This is a genomic window from Nocardia sp. NBC_00508, from assembly GCF_036346875.1.
Taxonomy (GTDB): domain Bacteria; phylum Actinomycetota; class Actinomycetes; order Mycobacteriales; family Mycobacteriaceae; genus Nocardia.
Window position 1 is genome coordinate 4,654,335 of the sequence record NZ_CP107852.1, and the last position, 17,971, is coordinate 4,672,305.

Here is a 17,971-nt window from a genome sequence, read left to right on the forward strand (position 1 = left end):
CGACTATCGGCCGTTCGAGTCCGGGGCATCCATGTCCGGGGAGGTGAGCTGATGATCGGTCTCGGTTCGATCGACATAGCGCGTCCGGTGCCGCGACGGCTCGGCTTGCTGACCGTCGCGCCAGCCGTGGCGGTCACCGTGCTTGCGCTCTTGGGGCCGACGCTCGCGCCGCATCCTGCCGAGGAGGCGATCGGAATCCCGTTCGGCGATCCCGGCGACGGCGCGCCGCTCGGCACCGACCGGCTCGGCCGCGACGTGTTCAGTCAATTGCTCTACGGCGGTTGGGGTTTGCTGCTGCTGTCGGCGGTCATCGCGGTGGCGGTGACCGGGTCGGCGTGTGTGCTCGGCGCGGTGGCTGCGCTGCGCCCACGGATCGGCGCGGTGATCGAACTCGGCACCGACTTCTTCATCCTGTTGCCCGCGGTGCTCGGCATCCTGCTCGTGCTGACCTCGTGGCCGGACGCGGGCAGCTTCGGACTGATCGTGTTGGCGCTGCTGTTCGGTGCTCCGTACTGCGCACGGATCTTCACGGCGGCAGCCGCGGGTGTCGCCGCGTCCGGATTCGTGGAAAGCGCGCAGGCCGCGGGCGAGTCGCTGCCGTATCTGGTCTTCCGGGAGGTGATCCCGAATTTGCGAGAAGTGCTGACGACCCAGCTCGGTCTGCGTTTCGTGGCGGGGGTCTATCTCGTCAGCACCGCGTCGTTCCTGCATCTGCCCACCACGCTGGGCGCGAGCAACTGGGCGGTCATGGTGCGCGACAACGCCTCCGGCATGCTGCTCAATCCCTGGGCCGTACTCGCGCCGAGCCTGGCGATCGCGATCGTCGCGGTGAGCGTGAACCTGGCGGTGTCGGCATTCGGACGAGGGGAGCGGGAATGAACGCCGTCACGACCGAAACCAGGAGTGTCGGGAACGTACGTACCGGTGCGGCGGTGCGGCGATGAGCGATCCTGTGCTGGTCGACGGCCTGACCGTGCTCGGTTCGAACGGGCAGGAGTTGGCCGGTCCCACCACTTTCCGGATACCGGCGGGCACGGTCACCGCGCTGACCGGTCCGTCGGGGTCGGGCAAGACCACCCTGATGCGGGCGCTGCTCGGGCACTTGCCGTCCGCCGCGGCGCGGGCCACGGGTTCGGCATCTGTCGCCGGGCGCGACGTGCTCACGCTGAAGCAGGACGCGCTGCAGCGTTTTCGGCGGCAGCACATCGCCTTCGTCGGGCAAGATCCCGGTTCGGCGCTGAACCCGCTGCTGCGGGTGCGCGCCTTGCTGCGCGAGGTGGCGCCGAACGCGTCCAAGGCCACGCTGACCGACGCTCTCGCGCTGGTCGGCCTGTCGCCGGAGTACCTGCACCGCCGCCCCGGCGAACTCTCCGGCGGCCAGCAGCGCCGCGTCGCCCTCGCCAGGGCGCTGGTCCGCCGGACCGGCGTGCTGGTGCTCGACGAACCGCTCGCCGGACTACACGGCGCGTTACGCACCGATATCGCCGGTCGGCTCGTCGAACTCGCCCGCGAACGATCGGCGGCGATCCTGCTCTCCGGCCACGACACCGCCCTCGTGCACTCGATCGCCGACGATGTCGTCGAACTCGGCGCGGTCCACCCGACGCTTGTGCCGGTTCGTCCGGCGCAGCCGCTTCGAAACGGAAACGGCACGCCGACAAAGACTTCCGGCGCGGTCGCCGTGGCATCGCGGCAAGCATCGGGTACCGCGCCCGCGGTACTGCTCGACGCTGCTGATCTGGACGCCCGCGATGGTGCGGGCGCGGTCGCACGCCGGGACATCACGTCGCCGGAAGATCACGTCAGCGCGGTCCCGGAGGGGCGGGTCGAGGGCACGGGGAATGGGCACCAGCCTTCGTCCGATTCCGGGTCGGATGACCAACCGGTACTCGACATCGTCTTGCGCGCACGAGGAATCAGCGCATCGGTCGATGGTAACCAGGTGCTCGCAGGCATCGATCTCGCGCTCGATGCGGGTGCGGCGCTCGCCGTGGTCGGCGCTTCCGGTGCGGGTAAGACCACGCTGGCGCGCGTAGTCGCGGGTTTGCACCACGGCGCGACCGGTTCGCTCGAACTGCGCGGCAAGCCGATCACCGTGGGCGTGGGCAGGCGGATCCGCTACGGCCCGGGTGGTATTCAGCTGGTCACGCAAAACCCTAGATCGGCACTGAACCCCCGGCGGACCGTGGCGCAAACGCTCGGCCGCCCGCTGCGCCGGATCGGGCGCGTCCCGAGACGGGACCTCCCGCGGCGCATCGCCGAACTGCTCGCTTCGGTCGAGCTGTCCGCTGATCTGGCCGCGCGCTATCCCCATGAGCTGTCCGGCGGCCAACGCCAGCGTGTCGCGCTGGCCAGGGCCCTCGCCGCCGAACCCGCCGTGCTGCTGTGCGACGAGATCACCTCCGCGCTCGACCACGCCACCGCGGCCGCGATCATGGCCCTGCTGGACCGTATTCGCGCCGAGAGCGGCACCGCCCTGCTGGTCATCACCCACGACATGGCCCTGGTCGACGAGTACTGTCCGCGACTGCTCGTCCTCGATCACGGGCGCATCGTCGAATCCGGCTACACCAGAACGGTTCTCGCCGCGCCGAGACACACCGCGACCAGCGAGCTGCTCGTCTGATCGGTGCTGCGGCGCACCCGACACGCAGTGGTCTCGATCACCGGATAGCCGCTAGCACACTTCGTCATCTGGATGATGGGAGGGGTGAAGAAGACCGGCGCCTTGGCCGCCGCCGTGGTGATCCTCGGGCTTGCCGGTTGCGGGATCGACCGCACACCGATCCCGGAGGGCATTCCGCCCGGCCCTGGCACTCCGCTGCCCGTTATCGATCTGGACGCCCCCGGACGCACCGCCCTTCAGTTGCGCGGCTGGGCCGACGAGCAGGCGGACCGGCTGGGCATCCCGTCGATCGCGCTGGAGGCGTACGGCTACGCGGCGGCCGTGATGACCAGGGCCCGTCCCGACTGCGGCATCGCATGGACGACGCTCGCAGGCATCGCCAGCGTGGAGAGCAAGCACGGCGGCCACCGGGGGTCCGCGATCGGCGACGACGGCGCGGTCCACCCGCCGATCATCGGCATCCCACTGGACGGCTCACCCGGCGTCGCCCTGATCAAGGACACCGACCGCGGCGCGCTCGACGGCGACCCCGTCCACGACCGCGCCGTCGGCCCGCTGCAGTTCATTCCGGAGACCTGGAAGCGCTGGGGCGTCGACGCCAACGGAGACGCCGTCGCCGACCCGCAGAGCATCGATGACGCGGCGCTCACCGCCGCGCGGTACCTGTGCGCCAGCGGCGGCGATCTCACCTCCGAGCACGGCTGGCAACGGGCCTTGCTCACCTACAACCAGTCGCACGGATACCTGCTCACGGTGCGCGATCGGGCCGCTGGCTACAGCGTCGGGCGCCGCGTGTGATCGGCGGCATCCGATTCGCGGTGCTCCCGCAGGCCCTCCGTGGCTACGCAAGCTTCCACCTCCGGGCCCGTCGCTCGCACCGCAGGTTCCCCGGAGTGCCGGTTACCCGCCCCGCCGCGAGGACGATAGGCTCGCAGCGCACGGCCCATCCCGTAAGACCTACCGTGTCAGCAGCCGAAGGAGTGTCGTTTTCGTGGCCATCATCGAACAGGTCGGAGCTCGCGAGATCCTGGATTCGCGCGGTAACCCCACTGTCGAGGTCGAGATCGCTCTCGACGACGGCACCCTGACCCGGGCGGCCGTGCCTTCCGGTGCGTCCACCGGCGAGCACGAGGCCGTCGAACTGCGTGACGGCGGCGAGCGCTACGGCGGCAAGGGGGTGCGCAAGGCAGTCGAGGGTGTGCTCGACGAGATCGCGCCCGCCGTCATCGGCTTGGACGCCGTCGAGCAGCGCACCGTCGACCAGGTGCTGCTGGACCTGGATGGCACCCAGGACAAGTCCCGCCTCGGCGCCAACGCCCTGCTCGGTGTCTCGCTGGCGGTGGCCCGCGCGGCGGCCGAGTCCTCGGGGCTCGAGCTGTTCCGCTACCTCGGTGGCCCGAACGCGCATGTGCTGCCCGTCCCGATGATGAACATCCTCAACGGCGGCGCGCACGCCGACACCGGCGTCGACGTCCAGGAGTTCATGGTCGCCCCGATCGGCGCGCCGACCTTCAAGGAGTCGCTGCGCTGGGGCACGGAGGTGTACCACGCGCTCAAGTCGGTATTGAAGTCCAAGGGCCTGGCCACCGGCCTCGGCGACGAGGGCGGTTTCGCGCCCGACGTGGCGGGCACCAAGGCGGCACTGGACCTGATCAGCGAGGCCATCGCCAAGACCGGTCTGAAGCTGGGCAACGACGTGGCGCTCGCGCTGGACGTCGCGGCCACCGAGTTCTACACCTCGGGCAGCGGTTACAAGTTCGAGGGCGTCGTGCGGTCGGCCGAGGAGATGGCGCAGTTCTACGCCGAGCTGCTGGCCGGTTACCCGCTGGTGTCCATCGAGGACCCGCTGTCGGAGGACGACTGGGACGGCTGGGTGACCCTGACCGACCAGATCGGCGACAAGATCCAGCTCGTCGGCGACGATCTGTTTGTCACCAACCCGGAGCGCCTGGAAGAGGGCATCGCCAAGGGCGCCGCCAACGCGCTGCTGGTGAAGGTGAACCAGATCGGCACGCTCACCGAGACCTTGGACGCGGTGGAGCTGGCGCACCGCAACGGGTACAAGACCATGATGTCGCACCGGTCCGGCGAGACCGAGGACACCACCATCGCCGACCTGGCGGTGGCGGTGGGCAGCGGCCAGATCAAGACCGGCGCCCCCGCGCGCAGCGAGCGCGTCGCCAAGTACAACCAGCTGCTGCGCATCGAGGACGCGCTCGGTGATTCGGCGCGCTACGCCGGTGACGTCGCGTTCCCGCGGTTCGCGTTCGAAAGCTGACACCGCGGTGCGAGCGACGGGCCCGGAGGAGGTAGCTTGCGTAACCACGCAGGGCCCCGGGAGCACCGCAGATTAGACGCAAAGGCATGACATGACGGAGCGACGTGCGCGTGGGACCAGTCCGGCCGGACGCGGGGACCGCCGCACGTCGCGTGCCGCTGGATCACGCCCGGCCGACTCCGCGGCCAAGCGCGGCCGCCGACGGTCGGATTCCGCCGAGAAGAAGCCGGGCCCGCGCCAGCGCGAACCGAATTCCTCCGCCGGCCGGCACGACCACACCATCCTCGGGCTGTCCACCGGCAAAGCGGTGATCCTCGCGATGGTGGTGTTCGCGCTCGCGCTCACTCTCGCCGTGCCGATGCGCACGTATTTCACCCAGCGCGCCGAGGCGGCGCAGCTGGCGCAGCAGCGCGAGGAGTTGGAGGCGGATCTGGCCCGGTTGCGCGATCGTCGTGCCCAGCAACAAGATCCGGCTTATATCCGTACCGAGGCGCGGGATCGGCTTCGTCTGGTGATGCCGGGGGAGACGCCCTACATCGTGCAGGTGCCCGGCATCGAGGCGCCCGCACCGCCGCCTGCGCCCACCAAGGCCAGGGAACCGGACCCGTGGTACACCGGATTGTGGCGCAGTATTTCCGAGCCGCCGCCGACGCCCGCGGCCACGCCGCCGCAAGCACCGGAAGGACCTAGGTGACCGCACCCACCGACCAGGATCTCGCGATCATCGCCGAGCAGCTGGGCCGTGCGCCGCGTGGCGTGCTGGCCGTCGCCTATCGCACCCCGGACGGGATCCCGGCCGTGGTGAAGACTTCGCCGCGCCTGCCGGACGGCACCCCCTTCCCGACGCTCTACTACCTGACCGATCCCCGGCTCACGGCGGAGGCGAGCAGGCAGGAATCCGCTGGCGTGATGCGCGAGATGACCGAACGGCTCGGTGCCGACGCGGAATTGGCCGCCGCCTATCGCGCCGCCCACGTGAGCTATTTGGCCGAGCGCGACGAGATCGAGTCGCTGGGCACCGATTTCACCGGCGGCGGCATGCCCGAGCGGGTCAAGTGTCTGCATGTGCTGATCGCGCACGCGCTGGCCAAGGGGCCCGGGGTGAACCCGCTCGGCGACGAGGCGGTGGCGCTGGCTGCCGAGCACGGCCTGCGGGGTACGGCGATTCCGGTCGACTGGCCGAGGTATCAGCCCGTCCGCGCGCGAGAGACTGGAGGCAGCAATGAGTGACCGGGTAGCCGCTGTGGACTGCGGCACGAACTCCATCCGACTGCTGATCGCCGACGTGCTCGGCGACGGACGCCTGGCCGACGTGCACCGGGAGATGCGCATCGTCCGGCTCGGTCAAGGTGTCGACGCCACCGGCTCGCTCGCCCCGGAGGCGATCGAACGCACCCGCGCCGCGCTGGCCGATTACGTGGCGCTGATGCGCGAGGCGGGCGTCAGCCGTGTGCGCATGGTGGCGACCTCCGCCACCAGGGACGCCGCCAACCGGGAAGACTTCTTCGCCATGGCACGCGCCGAACTCGGCACCGTAGTGGCGGGCGCCGAAGCCGAGGTGATCACCGGCGACGAAGAGGCGCGCCTGTCGTTCGGCGGCGCGATCGGCGAGTTGTCCAGCGCGGCAGGGCCTTTCGTGGTGGTAGATCTGGGCGGCGGATCGACCGAGCTGGTGTTCGGGGACAGCGCGGGGGTGCGCGCCGCCTACTCCGCGGATATCGGCTGCGTCCGGATCACCGAGCGCTGCCTGGCGGGCAATCCGCCGACCGCCGAACAGATCGCGGCTGCCCGCACCTTCGCCGCCGAACGGCTCGGGGAGGCGTTCACCCATGTCCCCGTGGAAGGGGCGCACACCTGGGTCGGCGTGGCCGGAACCATGACCACCCTCGCGGCGGTAGCGCTCGACCTCCCGGAATACGACTCGGAGAAGGTCCACCTGACCCGGCTCAGCCTGGGCCAGGTGCACGACGTCTGCGCCAGGCTGATCGCCATGGACCACGATCAACGTGCCGCGCTCGGCCCGATGCACCCGGGCCGGGTCGATGTGATCGGCGGCGGCGCGGTCATCACCGAGGTACTGGCGGAGGAATTGTCCCGCCGCGCGGGCATTTCCGAGCTGGTGGTCAGCGAACACGACATTCTCGACGGCATTGCCCTGTCGATCGCCTGACGACTCGTCGGATGTGCGGGCGGCCCTATACCGAACCCACTTCGGCGCGAGCCGCGGCGCGACGCGCCTTGCCGACGGCGATGTCGGCGAGCCTGGACAGCGATTCCTTGTTGCGCGGCACCAGCAGTAGTTCCTGGACCATGGTGGGTATCAGGGCGCCCACCCCGTTTTTCGAGTGCTCGTACATGCGGATCTCGGTTTCGCTGAGCGGAGTCTCGACGAGTTCCAGGCGGATCCACGCGGAGCCGAGCGGCCGAAGCTTTGCCTCCAGTTCGATCATGTGCGGCGGATCCACCGACACCACCTGGGTGATGTCGTCCACGGTGAACGGCCATACGCCGGCGCTGTAGTGCAGTTGGGCGCCGATGGCGGGCCAGTCGTCGTCGACGTCGCGGATGTGCGTCGCGCCGACCACCCACGCCGAGAACAGCCAGCCGTCGGCCAGGACGTCGAAGACCTGCTCGGGTGTGGTCGGCACGGTCATTTCCACGTGAACCATCAGCACAATGCTTTCTGGGTGCGGGTCGGGGGGATCACGCTGGTTTGCCTGCTGGTAACGGGGTGCCCCACCGTGCGGGGAGCAAACCACTACCCGGGCGGCGAACCCAATTTGTTCCTGAACAGAACAAACGAATCTCTCCGGATCGCTCGCTCACATGTGATGGTCTGAAGATGGTTGAAGCGGCAACATCGCACGAATCAGGAGCGACCCGGACCCTGTTCGGCCACCCGATCGGGCTGGCCAACCTGTTCGGTGTCGAGCTCTGGGAGCGTTTCTCGTTCTACGGGATGGTCACCATCCTGGGGTACTACCTGTACTACTCGGCCACCGACGGTGGCCTGGGACTGGCCAAGGACACCGCCATCGGCATCGTCGGCGCCTACGGCGGCCTGGTCTATCTGTCCACCGTGCTCGGCGGGTGGATCGCCGACCGGCTGCTCGGCATGGAGCGGACCCTGTTCTACGGCGGCGTCGTGGTCATGGCCGGGCACATCGCACTCGCCGTGCTGCCGGGATTGTCCGGTGTGGGGGTCGGTCTGCTGCTGGTCGCGCTCGGCAGCGGCGGGCTGAAGGCCAACGCCTCGTCGCTGCTCGGCACCCTCTATCCGAAGGGTGACGCGCGCGCCGCGGGCGGCTTCACACTGTTCTATCTGGGCATCAATCTCGGTGCGTTCAGCGGCCCGCTGCTCACCGGTTTGCTGCAAACCCACCTCGGCTTCCACTACGGCTTCGGCGTGGCGGCGATCGGTATGGCGTTCGGCCTCACCCAGTACATGGCGTTCCGCCGCAACCTCGGCACGCACGGTCGTGAGGTACCCAACCCGCTCCCGCACAATGCCATCCGGCCGCTGGTCGCCGCGCTGGCCGGAGCCGTGCTGCTCGTCGTGGTCGTGTGGGTGACCGGCCTGGTCACGTTGGACAACCTGCCCGAAGTGACGACCGGGGTCATTGTCGCCGCTTCGGTCGCGTACTTCGCCGTGTTGCTCACCAGCGCCAAGGTCACCCCATTCGAGCGCAGCCGGGTGCGCGCGTTCCTCCCGTTGTTCATCGCCAACGCCGTGTTCTTTTCGCTGTTCAAGCAGATCTTCACGGTGCTGGCGGTCTACTCCGACGAACGGATGAACTGGAGCGTCTTCGGCTGGACCGCGCCGTCGAGCTGGATCGGTTCGGTCCAGCCGGTGTGGGTCATCCTGCTCTCGCCGCTGTTCGCGCTGCTGTGGACCAAGCTCGGGCAGCGCGCTCCGAGTACGCCGCGGAAATTCGCGCTCGGCGTGATCGGCATGGGGATTGCATTCTGGTTGTTCGTGCCCATGTCGGGCACTCCCGGGCGCGCTGTGCCCGCACTGCTCGTGCTGGCGATCATGGCCGTATTCGCGATCGCCGAACTGCTGCTCTCACCGGTGGGTCTTGCGGTTACCACCCAGCTGGCACCGGAAGCTTTCCGAGCCCAGATGATGGCGCTGTATTTTTTCTCCATTGGCATTGGAACGTCGATGTCGGGTACTTTGGCTCGGTTCTATGACCCCGGTCACGAGTTCGCCTACTTCGGTATCACCGGGACGGCCGTGGTGTGTGCGGGACTGATCGTCGCCGCTGTCGCACCGCGGATCAGCAAGTTCATGGCTGGCGTGCATTGACGCGCCGCCGGGGTACAGAACAGATGCACACCAGCGCTGATGAAGGAGAATCCGTGACGAACCCCAGGCCACAAGCCGAGACGGCGGGTGATGTCTCGTCTCGTGGGAGCGGCTTGTTCCGCACCAAGTCGGTCGAGCAGTCGATCCGGGACACCGACGAGCCCGACTCGAAACTCCGCAAGGACCTGACCGCCTGGGACCTCACCATCTTCGGTGTCGCCGTGGTGGTCGGCGCGGGCATCTTCACGCTCACCGCCCGCACCGCGGGCAATGTCGCGGGTCCCTCCGTGTCGCTCGCCTTCGTCTTCGCCGCGATCGCCTGCGGCTTGACCGCGCTGTGCTATGCCGAGTTCGCGTCGACCGTTCCCGTGGCGGGCAGCGCGTACACCTACTCCTACGCCACTTTCGGTGAACTCGTCGCCTGGATCATCGGCTGGGACCTGATCCTGGAATTCGCGCTCGCCGCGGCGGTAGTGGCGAAGGGCTGGTCGCAGTATCTCGGCGAGGTGCTCGGCGGCGGCATTTCGCCGATCGCGCACTTCGGCTCGGTGACCTTCGACTGGGGCGCGGTACTGCTCATCGCGGTGCTGGGCGTGCTGCTCGCGACGGGCACCAAGTTGTCCTCCCGGGTGTCGGCGCTGGCGGTGGCCATCAAGCTGGGCGTGATCGCGGTCGTGCTGGTTGTCGGCGTCACCTACTTCAAGTCCTCGAACCTCTCGCCGTACATCCCGCCGTCCCAGCCGGGCGAGCGAGGCGAGGGCCTGCGGCAGTCGCTGTTCTCCTATCTGACCGGCGCCGGGCACAGCAACTTCGGCTGGTACGGCCTGCTCGCGGCGGCCAGCCTGGTGTTCTTCGCGTTCATCGGCTTCGACGTCGTCGCCACGGCGGCCGAGGAGACCAGGAACCCGCAGCGTGCGGTGCCGCGCGGCATCCTCGGCTCGCTGCTCATCGTCACCGTCCTGTACGTGGCGGTGTCGATCGTGCTCACCGGCATGGTGTCGTACACCGAATTGTCCGGCGGCGACGCCACGTTGGCGACGGCCTTCGCGATCCATGGCGCGACCTGGGCGAAGAACATCATCTCGATCGGTGCGCTGGCCGGGCTCACGACCGTCGTGATGGTGATGTACCTCGGGCAGACCCGGGTGCTGTTCGCGATGGCCCGCGACGGCCTGGTGCCGCGCAAGCTCGCGCACACCGGCAAGCACGGCACGCCGGTCCGCGTCACCGGGCTCGTCGGCGTGACGTGCGCGCTGCTGGCCGGGTTCGTGGACTTCGGCACGCTGGAGGAGATGGTCAACATCGGGACGCTCTTCGCGTTCGTGCTGGTCTCGGTGGGTGTGCTCATCCTGCGCCGCACCCGCCCCGATTTGCCGCGCGGCTTCCGCGTCCCACTGGTTCCGCTGGTTCCCGTCCTCGCGATGCTGTCGTGCCTGTGGCTGATGCTCAATCTGTCGGTGGAGACCTGGTTGCGGTTCCTGGCGTGGATGGTGATCGGCTTCGTCATCTACTTCGGCTACTCCCGGCGCCACTCGCTGCTCGGAAGAGCTTCCGCTGGGTGAGGGCGCCGCTGGGCGAAGTTCGTCGGTAGCTCCGCGCTGGGCGGGGTGGAGGCTGAGGCAGCCGCAAGGCGGTGCGGCTCGGCGACGTTCGTCCGCGCGGCCGGGCCGAGGCTGAGGCAGCCGTGGGCAGGTGCCGCTGGGCGACGTTCGTCCGCGGCCGAGCGGAGGCTGAGGCAATCGAATGAAAGGCGCAGCGGGAGGGTCCGTCCGCAGCATGTGCCGGGTCGAGCCGAGGCCGAGGTAGCCGAGTGAAAGCGCAGCAGGAGGAAGTTCGTCCGTGGCCCGCGCCGAGCCGAGCCGAGGCCGAGGTAGCTGAATGAAAGCGCAGCAGGAGGGAGTTCGTCCGTGGCCCGCGCCGAGCCGAGCGGAGGCGAGGTTGCCGCGTTAGTTGCAAGCCCCGTTCGGCTCGTCGGGTACCGGCGGATAGCCTGGCGCGGTGTCGCAGCGTGAGTTGGTTGTTCTCGGGACCGCTAGCCAGGTGCCGACGAAACAGCGGAACCACAACGGGTATCTCCTCCGGTGGGATGACGAGGCGATCCTCTTCGACCCGGGCGAGGGGACCCAGCGCCAGATGACGTATGCCGGCGTCTCCGTCACCGGGCTGACGCGGATCGCCATCACCCATTTCCACGGCGACCACAGTCTCGGGCTGGCCGGAGTGGTGCAGCGGATCAATCTCGACCGGGTGCCGCATCCGGTCGACGTGTGGTTCCCGGCGTCGGGGGCCGCGTATTACGACCGCCTGGTCAACGCGACCTCCTACTATCACCGCGCCGAGCTCCGGCCGCGCCCGGTCGTCGGCCCCGGCATCGTGGAGGTACCCGGAGCGCCGTTCACGGTGACCGCGGTCCAGCTCTCGCACCCGGTCGACACCTTCGGCTACCGGCTCAGCGAGCCGCCCGGCCGGCGCATCCTGCCCGACCGGCTGCACGCCCTCGGGCTGCGCGGTCCGATCATCTCCGAACTCCAACAGCACGGCAGCGTCGAGTTCGCCGGGCGCACCGTCACTCTGGGCGAGATCAGCGAGCCACGGCCCGGCCAGAGCTTCGCCTTCGTCATGGACACCCGGCTGTGCCGCGGCGTCCAGGAACTCGCCGCCGACGTCGACATGCTCGTCATCGAGGCCACCTTCCTGGACGCCGACGAGCATCTGGCCACCGAATACGGCCACCTCACCGCGGGCCAGGCGGCCCGAGCCGCGGCCGACGCCGGTGTCCGCACCCTGGTTCTCACCCACTTCTCCCAGCGCTACCGCGATCTGGACGAGCACCTCGCCGAAGCGTCGAAGTACTTCACCGGCGAGATCCACATCGCCACCGACCTCGCCCGAATTCCACTGCCGCCCCGTCGCTGACACGCCGAGAGCCGACACGCCGAAATTCCTCGCGCCAGTCCGGTCGTGGACGCTAACACCAGCCCGCCGCCGCCGATCTAGTTCTCTGGGACGCCTGCCACCACCGCGCCGAAACACCCGTCGCTACCGCCTGGTCGCACCACGCACCACCCACCGGTCCGGCAACGGCCGACGCCCCACCACCCCGACGAATTGTCGGAATTCCGGTACACCCGTACGACTCGGTAGGCTGTCCCGGACGCCCCCATAGCCCAATTGGCAGAGGCAGCGGACTTAAAATCCGCCCAGTGTCGGTTCGAGTCCGACTGGGGGCACGAGGCGGCTCCTGCGTGCACCCGTTGGCGGCGGAATCTTCGACCGTTGCACATGGCTTCCGCCACCTCTCGCGGCGGGCTGGTCGTCAGTCCTCGATCGACCACCGGTGGTAGGCGCGGCGGAGCGAGCGGGCATCGGAATAGCCGAGTTGGCGGGCCATGTCGTTCGGGTTCTGTGGGTGCCGGGGGGACTGGGTCTCCAGTTCCTTGCGACGAGCACGGTCGAGTTCGCGACGCCAGGTGGATCCTTCCTCTGCGAGCCTTCGCTGCAAGCTGCGCCGACTTACGGCCAGATATCGCGGTACCGCTTGCCGAGAAGGCCGCGATGTGCGCAAGAGGCCGTGTCAGCAAGGATACGGAGGTGTTGTTCGATGTCGCGGTTGCGCGCTGCCACGCTGAAACCGGCAACTTACGCGAAGCCCGCGCCGCGCTGGCTCGAGCCGAGCAATGGATCGATAGTGCGGTAACCGACCGGCCGCGATGGGCGGCATTATTTTGCCCTACTCAGGCGTCTGCGGCTCATCACACAGCGAAAGCTCTTCGGGCCCTGGGTGACCCGGTCGAGGCGGAGCGCTATCTGTATTTCAGTCATCAAGTTTGGGATGCACAGACACATACTAGGATTCGCGCTATCAGCGCAGCCGAGGTCGGCCTGCTGCGCTGGCGCAACGGTGACTATGTCGGCGCGGCGAATATGTGGCGGTCAGCCGCGCCAATCCTATCGACAGTGTCCTCGGATCGGGCCGCCAAACAGCTGGCCAAAATCCGCCGCCACGCACCGGAACTGGTGGGCGGCGCAGTCACGTGAAGCCTGGACGCCTTGCCGATTGTGTATGTCTGGGGTGCTACTCGGGCAATCCGAGTCCACGGGCCAGCATCGGCCAGGACTGATGGAACGCGTCCTGCCAGTAGCCCCAGGAATGGGTGCCGATGGGCTGGAAATCGAAGGTGGCCGGGATACCCAGCTCGTTCAGCCGGGTCTGCAGATTGCGCGTGCACCAATTGGTGGCGGCCTCGATGACTCCGCCGATCACGAGCTGGTTGGCCAGACCGTATGGCGTCTTGTTCAGGGTGAACCGACTGTTCATCGTGTCGTGCGGGCCCGGTAAGCCGCTGCCGGTCGACATGAAAATACTCGTCCCGCGCAGAGCTTCCGCGTTGAGCACCGGATCGTTGGCCGCCCACGCCGGATCGTCGTCCTCGCCGTACATGTTCCGGACATCCCCGCCGCCCCACGTCTCGACGACCAGCTTGACGAACTGCTTGCCGATCGGATCGGAGATCTGCGCGCAACCGCTGTAGCCCGCGGCGGCTGTGTAGAGCCCCGGCTCGGCTTCCACCATCTGCAGGATGGCGGTGGCGGTCATCGAATTCGCCGAGATGGCATTGACGCCATTCGTGCCCAGCGCCTTGTCGATCAACGGTGGCAGTTCCTCGGTGAAGAACGTGCGCCATTTGTTGTTGCCGAGTACCGGATCCGGCTGCTTCCAATCGGCGTAATACGCGAAGGGGCCACCGACCGGCATCACTATGTTCACATCTTTGGTGGCAAGGAAATCGCCCACGTTGGTGTTGCCCCACCATGTCGCCAGATCGACGCCACCACCAGCACCGTTGACGAGGTAGAGCACCGGCCGGGGCTGCGAAGCGTCCTTGGGACGCTGCACCTTGACTGCGATGTTCGTCTCCATCGCCGCGGAGTAGACCTCCAGCGACAGATTGCGGCCGTTGATGGTTCCGGAGACGATCTTCGAGCCGTCAGCGGCAACGGGGGACGCCAGCAGCGCCTTGGATGCGATGATCGGGTCGGTTTCATCGGCTACCGCGTTGCCGCTGCCCAATGCCGTGCTCAACACGGCCGAGACCACCCCCGCAAGCGCAAGTGTCTTAACGCGTCGAATCGACTTACGTGTCAATTCCGGATCCCTTCGTCACTCGGCTTGCCGTCGACACCTCGTCGCAGTGCATCGACGGAGCGCACGGTGACGTTACCGGACAGCAAGGGCGGCAACCACATTGCTTCGCAATCCGACACCGGCGGGTGATCGCTCGGCTCAGCGGGAAAGGCCGTGGGCGCGGGCGATGATGCGTTCCATGACCGTGCGGGGGAGGAGGCGGCGGACGGTGAACAACACGGGGGCGTTGCTGCCTACGGCGTAGAGCGGGCGGGGGCGGTCGGCTTCGATTGCATTGACGATGGTGGTGGCAACCTTTTCCGGCGTAATGCCTTTCGCTTGCTTTTCGTCGAGTTTCGCCATGAAGGTGGTGAAGTCGGCGGTGTGGGCGGAGCCTTCGGTGAGGTATTTCGTGCGTCGCTCGCGGAGGCCGGTATCGATCTGGCCGGGCTCGACGGCCGTGATCCAGACGCCAAAGGGGGATTCCTCGAAGCGTGCGGCGACCGCGAAGCCGCGCAATGCCGCCTTGGTGGCGACGTAGGAGGAGCGGTAGGGCATCGGGAAGCTTGCGAGCATCGAGCCGACCATCACCACGCGGCCGAACTTGCGCTCCCGCATGCCGGGTAGCAGCGCCTTGGTCAGGCTGACCGGGCCGAGCACGTTCAACTGGAACAGTCGCTCGACCGCGTCGCCGGGCAGTTCGGCCAGCGGCCCCGCCTGGCTTTCGCCCGCGTTGTTGACCAGGACGTCGACCTGACCGAGGCCAGCGACGAACGCTTCTATCGATGCCTTGTCGGTCAGGTCGAGTGCCCGATACTCGACGCCCGTCACCATGGCGTCGGCGCCGATGGTGCCGGGATTGCGGCTGGTTCCGATCACGTGATAACCCCGGTCGGCAAGCGCGGCGGCCGTAGCCTTGCCGATTCCGGACGAAGCACCGGTAACCACGGCGACACGAGACATGAGGGGCAGCTCCTTTCGACACCAACGCGCTGACGATATCGTCAACTTCCCGATGCGCGCTACTGGACAGGGCGATGTTCCGAGAAAAGGAGTACGGAAACCTAGGGAAAGGGCACCATATTCGCGCGATTCCCCGGCTGATCCGTGGTAGTGCTACGCCGCTCAGTGTTATGGAATCGCCGGTAGCCTGGCAGCCATGATTACGCTCAAAAAAGAAGATGGCGCCGCGGATCTGGCGGGTATCACCAAGCTGAGTGTGGGGGTGAGCTGGGATCCGTCGAGCGGCACCAGCGGCGGGGCGCTCGGCTGGGCGCGTCGCAAGCGCGGGGTGGACCTGGACCTGATCGCGATTCTCATGCAGGGCAGCGAGCCGGTGCGTTTCGCCGGACTCGACTCGTTGGACCCGTTGGGCAACGGCTCCGTTGTGCACACCGGCGACGAGCAGACCGGTGCCGCTTCCGGGGACGACGAGACGGTGCACGTCACTTTCGCGGATGTGCCGGGCGCGATCGACGCCATCATCTTCGTCGCGGCTGCCTTCAAGAAGGGCAGTTCGTTCGAGAAGGCGAACAACATTTCGTTCAAGGTCTACGACTCGACCGGTGGCAGCAGCCAGCAGGTCGCCGACATCTGGCCGTCGCTGCTCGGCAACGACAACGCCAACGCGGTCGCCCGGGCGTTCCGTTCCGGCGACGCGTGGCAGCTGGAGGTGCTGAACCGCAAGGGCAAGATCAAGCAAGGCGACAAGCAGGCGCTGCTCCGCTTCGCTATGCAGTAGCGGCACCGGCGCCCAATCGCCGCATTGGTGTTATCTCCGCGAATTCCCTGACGCGATGGTGTCCCTGAGCGCGACAGTGCAGGCTCGGCAAGCCGGTGCGCGTGGGAAACACGAGGACAACACGTGGTGGCGGATCGGCGATGCGGTATTGAACACTCCATGGCGCGTTCGGGGGGCTGGACGCGTGGTCGGGTCGGCGCTGAGTCCGCTGCCCATCGGCGCCGTCGGGCATCTGAGCTGGGCAGAAGCACAGTGCCGTTCGCGTGAGATATCCACCGGCGCAGCCGAAATCATTCACTGGCGGGAAGCTCGGGCGGATGTCCGCGTCGCACGGATGCGGTTAGGGTTGGCCGGCGCGGTGCAGCCCGAGACGTCGCCGCGCCAGCGCCGGGACGCCGAGGAGAATGTGGTGGTAATCGTTACCGTCCGTGAGGAACAGGCGATCCGTCAGATGACGGAGCGGCTGGTCGAGAACTACACCGAGACGTATTCTCCGGAGCATATCGAGAGCGCCGTCGGTGCGGCGAGGCGCAAGTTCGAGGGTCGCCCGGTGCGGCAGTTCGTTCCGATCCTCATCGAGCGGCTGGTGCGACGCGAGCTGGAGAAGGTCGTCGAGGAAGCCGAAGCCGCCGCCGTGGCACTGGAAAAGGCGGCGCAGCCGACCGAGGCGAAGACATTCGCGCTGCCGGACCTGCGTCGACTATGGTCGGCGAACAAGCGAGCGACACTCGGTGTCGCGGCGGCAGTTGTCGTACTCGTGCTGGCGGTCGTTCTCGTTGTACGCGAACCGGTTTCGCAGCCTCCCGTCGCAGCGCCCGCCCCGGCCGCTGCGCCCACTGTGGTGCGTGGCGTCGTCGGTTCGGAGAAGATGGCGTTCTTCCAGGACCCGAAGGTGATCGATGCGCTGGCCCGCAACGGCGTCCGCGTCGAGGTCGAGCCCGCCGGATCGCGCCAGATCGCCACGTCCATCGACCTCTCGAAATACGATTTCGCGTTCCCGTCCAGTGAACAGGCGGCCGAGCGAATTCAGCGGCAGAACAACGTGTCCGCCAAATACACCCCGTTCTCCTCGCCGATGGCGATCGCGACGTTCACGCCGATCGCGGATCTGCTGGCCAAGGCGGGCGCGGTGCGGCCGGGACCGGTGTCCACCCTCGACCTGCGCCGCTACCTCGATCTGGTCCGAACCGGCAAGCGCTGGGACGAGCTGCCCGACAACACCGCCTACCCGGTGCGCAAGAACATCCTGATCTCCACCACCGACCCGCGTAGCTCGAACTCCGCCGCCATGTATCTGGCCGCGGCGAGCTATGTCGCCAATGGCAACACGATCGTGCAGGGCCAGGCCGCCGAGCAGACCGTCCTGCCCGCACTGGCACGGCTTTTCGTCGGCCAGGGCTACACCGAGAACACCACCGAGGGACCGTTCAACAACTATCTCGCCACGGGTATGGGCCCGACACCGCTGGTCTGGATCTACGAGGCGCAGTACGTCGAGGCCACCGTGCGCGGGCAGGTCAAGCCGGAAATGACGCTGCTGTACCCGTCTCCGACGGTGCTGTCCCGGCACACGCTGGTGCCGTTCGGTGCGACCGGTGACCGCTTGGGTCGCCTGTTGTCCACCGATCCGGAGTTGCAGCGGCTTGCCGCCGAGCACGGCTTCCGCGCCAACGACGCCGCCCAGTTCGCGAAGGTCACCGCGGAGCGCAACGTTCCGGTGCCGACGGACCTGATCGATGTGGTCGCCACCCCGACCTACGACACGCTCGAGCATCTGCTCGACGGAGTCACGCAGTCCTACAACTGAATTCCGCGTCCGCGTTTCGGCCGGGGCGATCCGGGCACCCTCCTCGTATCAGGTGCCGGATCGACGGTAGGTATCGCGGGCGTGA

General features: G+C 67.8%; 16 protein-coding genes and 1 tRNA gene. 14 read left to right on the top strand and 3 right to left on the bottom strand.

Going from position 1 to position 17,971, the window contains the following annotated elements; genetic code table 11:
* Positions 1-51: 51 nt before the first annotated feature.
* The 7 genes from OHA40_RS20585 (at position 52) to OHA40_RS20615 (ending at position 7,074) form a co-directional block, all read left to right on the top strand.
* The gene (locus OHA40_RS20585) at positions 52-879 is read left to right on the top strand and encodes an ABC transporter permease (protein WP_330228527.1); all 828 of its coding nucleotides are present in this window, start codon (positions 52-54) and stop codon (positions 877-879) included.
* 61 nt (positions 880-940) lie between these two features.
* A complete protein-coding gene (locus OHA40_RS20590) occupies positions 941-2,626 on the top strand; it encodes an ABC transporter ATP-binding protein (protein WP_330228528.1) in 1,686 nt (561 codons plus the stop codon).
* A gap of 75 nt (positions 2,627-2,701) precedes the next feature.
* Entirely contained in the window at positions 2,702-3,424 is a 723-nt protein-coding gene (locus tag OHA40_RS20595) for a lytic transglycosylase domain-containing protein (protein WP_330234297.1), read from the top strand.
* Positions 3,425-3,617: 193 nt separating this feature from the next.
* Complete coding sequence (eno, locus tag OHA40_RS20600; protein ID WP_330228529.1) at positions 3,618-4,904, top strand: phosphopyruvate hydratase; 1,287 nt, start codon at positions 3,618-3,620, stop codon at positions 4,902-4,904.
* 91 nt (positions 4,905-4,995) lie between these two features.
* Positions 4,996-5,598, top strand: a complete 603-nt coding sequence (locus OHA40_RS20605) for an FtsB family cell division protein (protein WP_330228530.1) — start codon at positions 4,996-4,998, stop codon at positions 5,596-5,598.
* Complete coding sequence (locus OHA40_RS20610; RefSeq protein WP_330228531.1) at positions 5,595-6,134, top strand: DUF501 domain-containing protein; 540 nt, start codon at positions 5,595-5,597, stop codon at positions 6,132-6,134. The genes OHA40_RS20605 and OHA40_RS20610 overlap by 4 nt, the downstream gene beginning before the upstream one ends.
* Positions 6,127-7,074 (top strand): Ppx/GppA phosphatase family protein, encoded by a 948-nt coding sequence (locus OHA40_RS20615; protein WP_330228532.1) that lies wholly within the window; start codon positions 6,127-6,129, stop codon positions 7,072-7,074. Before OHA40_RS20610 ends, OHA40_RS20615 begins: the two co-directional genes overlap by 8 nt.
* A gap of 25 nt (positions 7,075-7,099) precedes the next feature.
* Here OHA40_RS20615 and OHA40_RS20620 read toward each other — a convergent pair whose 3' ends face one another.
* Entirely contained in the window at positions 7,100-7,573 is a 474-nt protein-coding gene (locus tag OHA40_RS20620) for an SRPBCC family protein (RefSeq protein WP_330228533.1), read from the bottom strand.
* Between the two features lie 173 nt (positions 7,574-7,746).
* On the opposite strand from OHA40_RS20620, the gene OHA40_RS20625 reads away from it, so the two are divergent.
* The 5 genes from OHA40_RS20625 to OHA40_RS20645 all read left to right on the top strand — a co-directional run bounded on the left by OHA40_RS20625 (position 7,747) and on the right by OHA40_RS20645 (position 13,251).
* Positions 7,747-9,213: a peptide MFS transporter gene (locus tag OHA40_RS20625; RefSeq protein WP_330228534.1), complete on the top strand. Its 1,467-nt coding sequence runs from the start codon at positions 7,747-7,749 to the stop codon at positions 9,211-9,213.
* Positions 9,214-9,266: 53 nt separating this feature from the next.
* Positions 9,267-10,775, top strand: coding sequence for an amino acid permease (locus OHA40_RS20630; protein WP_330228535.1), 1,509 nt, complete (start codon positions 9,267-9,269; stop codon positions 10,773-10,775).
* Between the two features lie 436 nt (positions 10,776-11,211).
* A complete protein-coding gene (locus tag OHA40_RS20635) occupies positions 11,212-12,129 on the top strand; it encodes a ribonuclease Z (protein ID WP_330228536.1) in 918 nt (305 codons plus the stop codon).
* Positions 12,130-12,369: 240 nt separating this feature from the next.
* Positions 12,370-12,443 (top strand) — tRNA-Leu (locus tag OHA40_RS20640).
* Positions 12,444-12,804: 361 nt separating this feature from the next.
* Positions 12,805-13,251 carry a hypothetical protein gene (locus OHA40_RS20645; RefSeq protein WP_330228537.1) on the top strand — a complete coding sequence of 149 codons (447 nt, stop codon included), beginning with the start codon at positions 12,805-12,807 and terminating at the stop codon, positions 13,249-13,251.
* Between the two features lie 37 nt (positions 13,252-13,288).
* On the opposite strand, the gene OHA40_RS20650 is transcribed toward OHA40_RS20645, so the two are convergent.
* Positions 13,289-14,299: an alpha/beta hydrolase gene (locus OHA40_RS20650; protein WP_330228538.1), complete on the bottom strand. Its 1,011-nt coding sequence runs from the start codon at positions 14,297-14,299 to the stop codon at positions 13,289-13,291.
* A gap of 198 nt (positions 14,300-14,497) precedes the next feature.
* On the bottom strand, positions 14,498-15,301 hold the full coding sequence (locus OHA40_RS20655) for an SDR family oxidoreductase (protein ID WP_330228539.1): 804 nt from the start codon (positions 15,299-15,301) through the stop codon (positions 14,498-14,500).
* A 196-nt stretch (positions 15,302-15,497) separates the two neighbouring features.
* Between OHA40_RS20655 and OHA40_RS20660 the strand changes: the two genes are divergently transcribed.
* A complete protein-coding gene (locus tag OHA40_RS20660) occupies positions 15,498-16,079 on the top strand; it encodes a TerD family protein (RefSeq protein ID WP_330228540.1) in 582 nt (193 codons plus the stop codon).
* 409 nt (positions 16,080-16,488) lie between these two features.
* A complete protein-coding gene (locus tag OHA40_RS20665; RefSeq protein WP_330228541.1) occupies positions 16,489-17,886 on the top strand; it encodes a three-helix bundle dimerization domain-containing protein in 1,398 nt (465 codons plus the stop codon).
* Positions 17,887-17,971 lie beyond the last annotated feature (85 nt).

Bases quoted from the DNA above. Each gene is read 5' to 3' on its own strand.
- OHA40_RS20585 (WP_330228527.1), top strand. From the start codon at position 52: ATGATCGGTCTCGGTTCGATCGACATAGCGCGTCCGGTGCCGCGACGG.
- OHA40_RS20590 (WP_330228528.1), top strand. From the start codon at position 941: ATGAGCGATCCTGTGCTGGTCGACGGCCTGACCGTGCTCGGTTCGAAC.
- OHA40_RS20595 (WP_330234297.1), top strand. From the start codon at position 2,702: ATGGGAGGGGTGAAGAAGACCGGCGCCTTGGCCGCCGCCGTGGTGATC.
- OHA40_RS20605 (WP_330228530.1), top strand. From the start codon at position 4,996: ATGACGGAGCGACGTGCGCGTGGGACCAGTCCGGCCGGACGCGGGGAC.
- OHA40_RS20615 (WP_330228532.1), top strand. From the start codon at position 6,127: ATGAGTGACCGGGTAGCCGCTGTGGACTGCGGCACGAACTCCATCCGA.
- OHA40_RS20620 (WP_330228533.1), bottom strand. From the start codon at position 7,573: ATGGTTCACGTGGAAATGACCGTGCCGACCACACCCGAGCAGGTCTTC.
- OHA40_RS20625 (WP_330228534.1), top strand. From the start codon at position 7,747: ATGGTTGAAGCGGCAACATCGCACGAATCAGGAGCGACCCGGACCCTG.
- OHA40_RS20655 (WP_330228539.1), bottom strand. From the start codon at position 15,301: ATGTCTCGTGTCGCCGTGGTTACCGGTGCTTCGTCCGGAATCGGCAAG.
- OHA40_RS20660 (WP_330228540.1), top strand. From the start codon at position 15,498: ATGATTACGCTCAAAAAAGAAGATGGCGCCGCGGATCTGGCGGGTATC.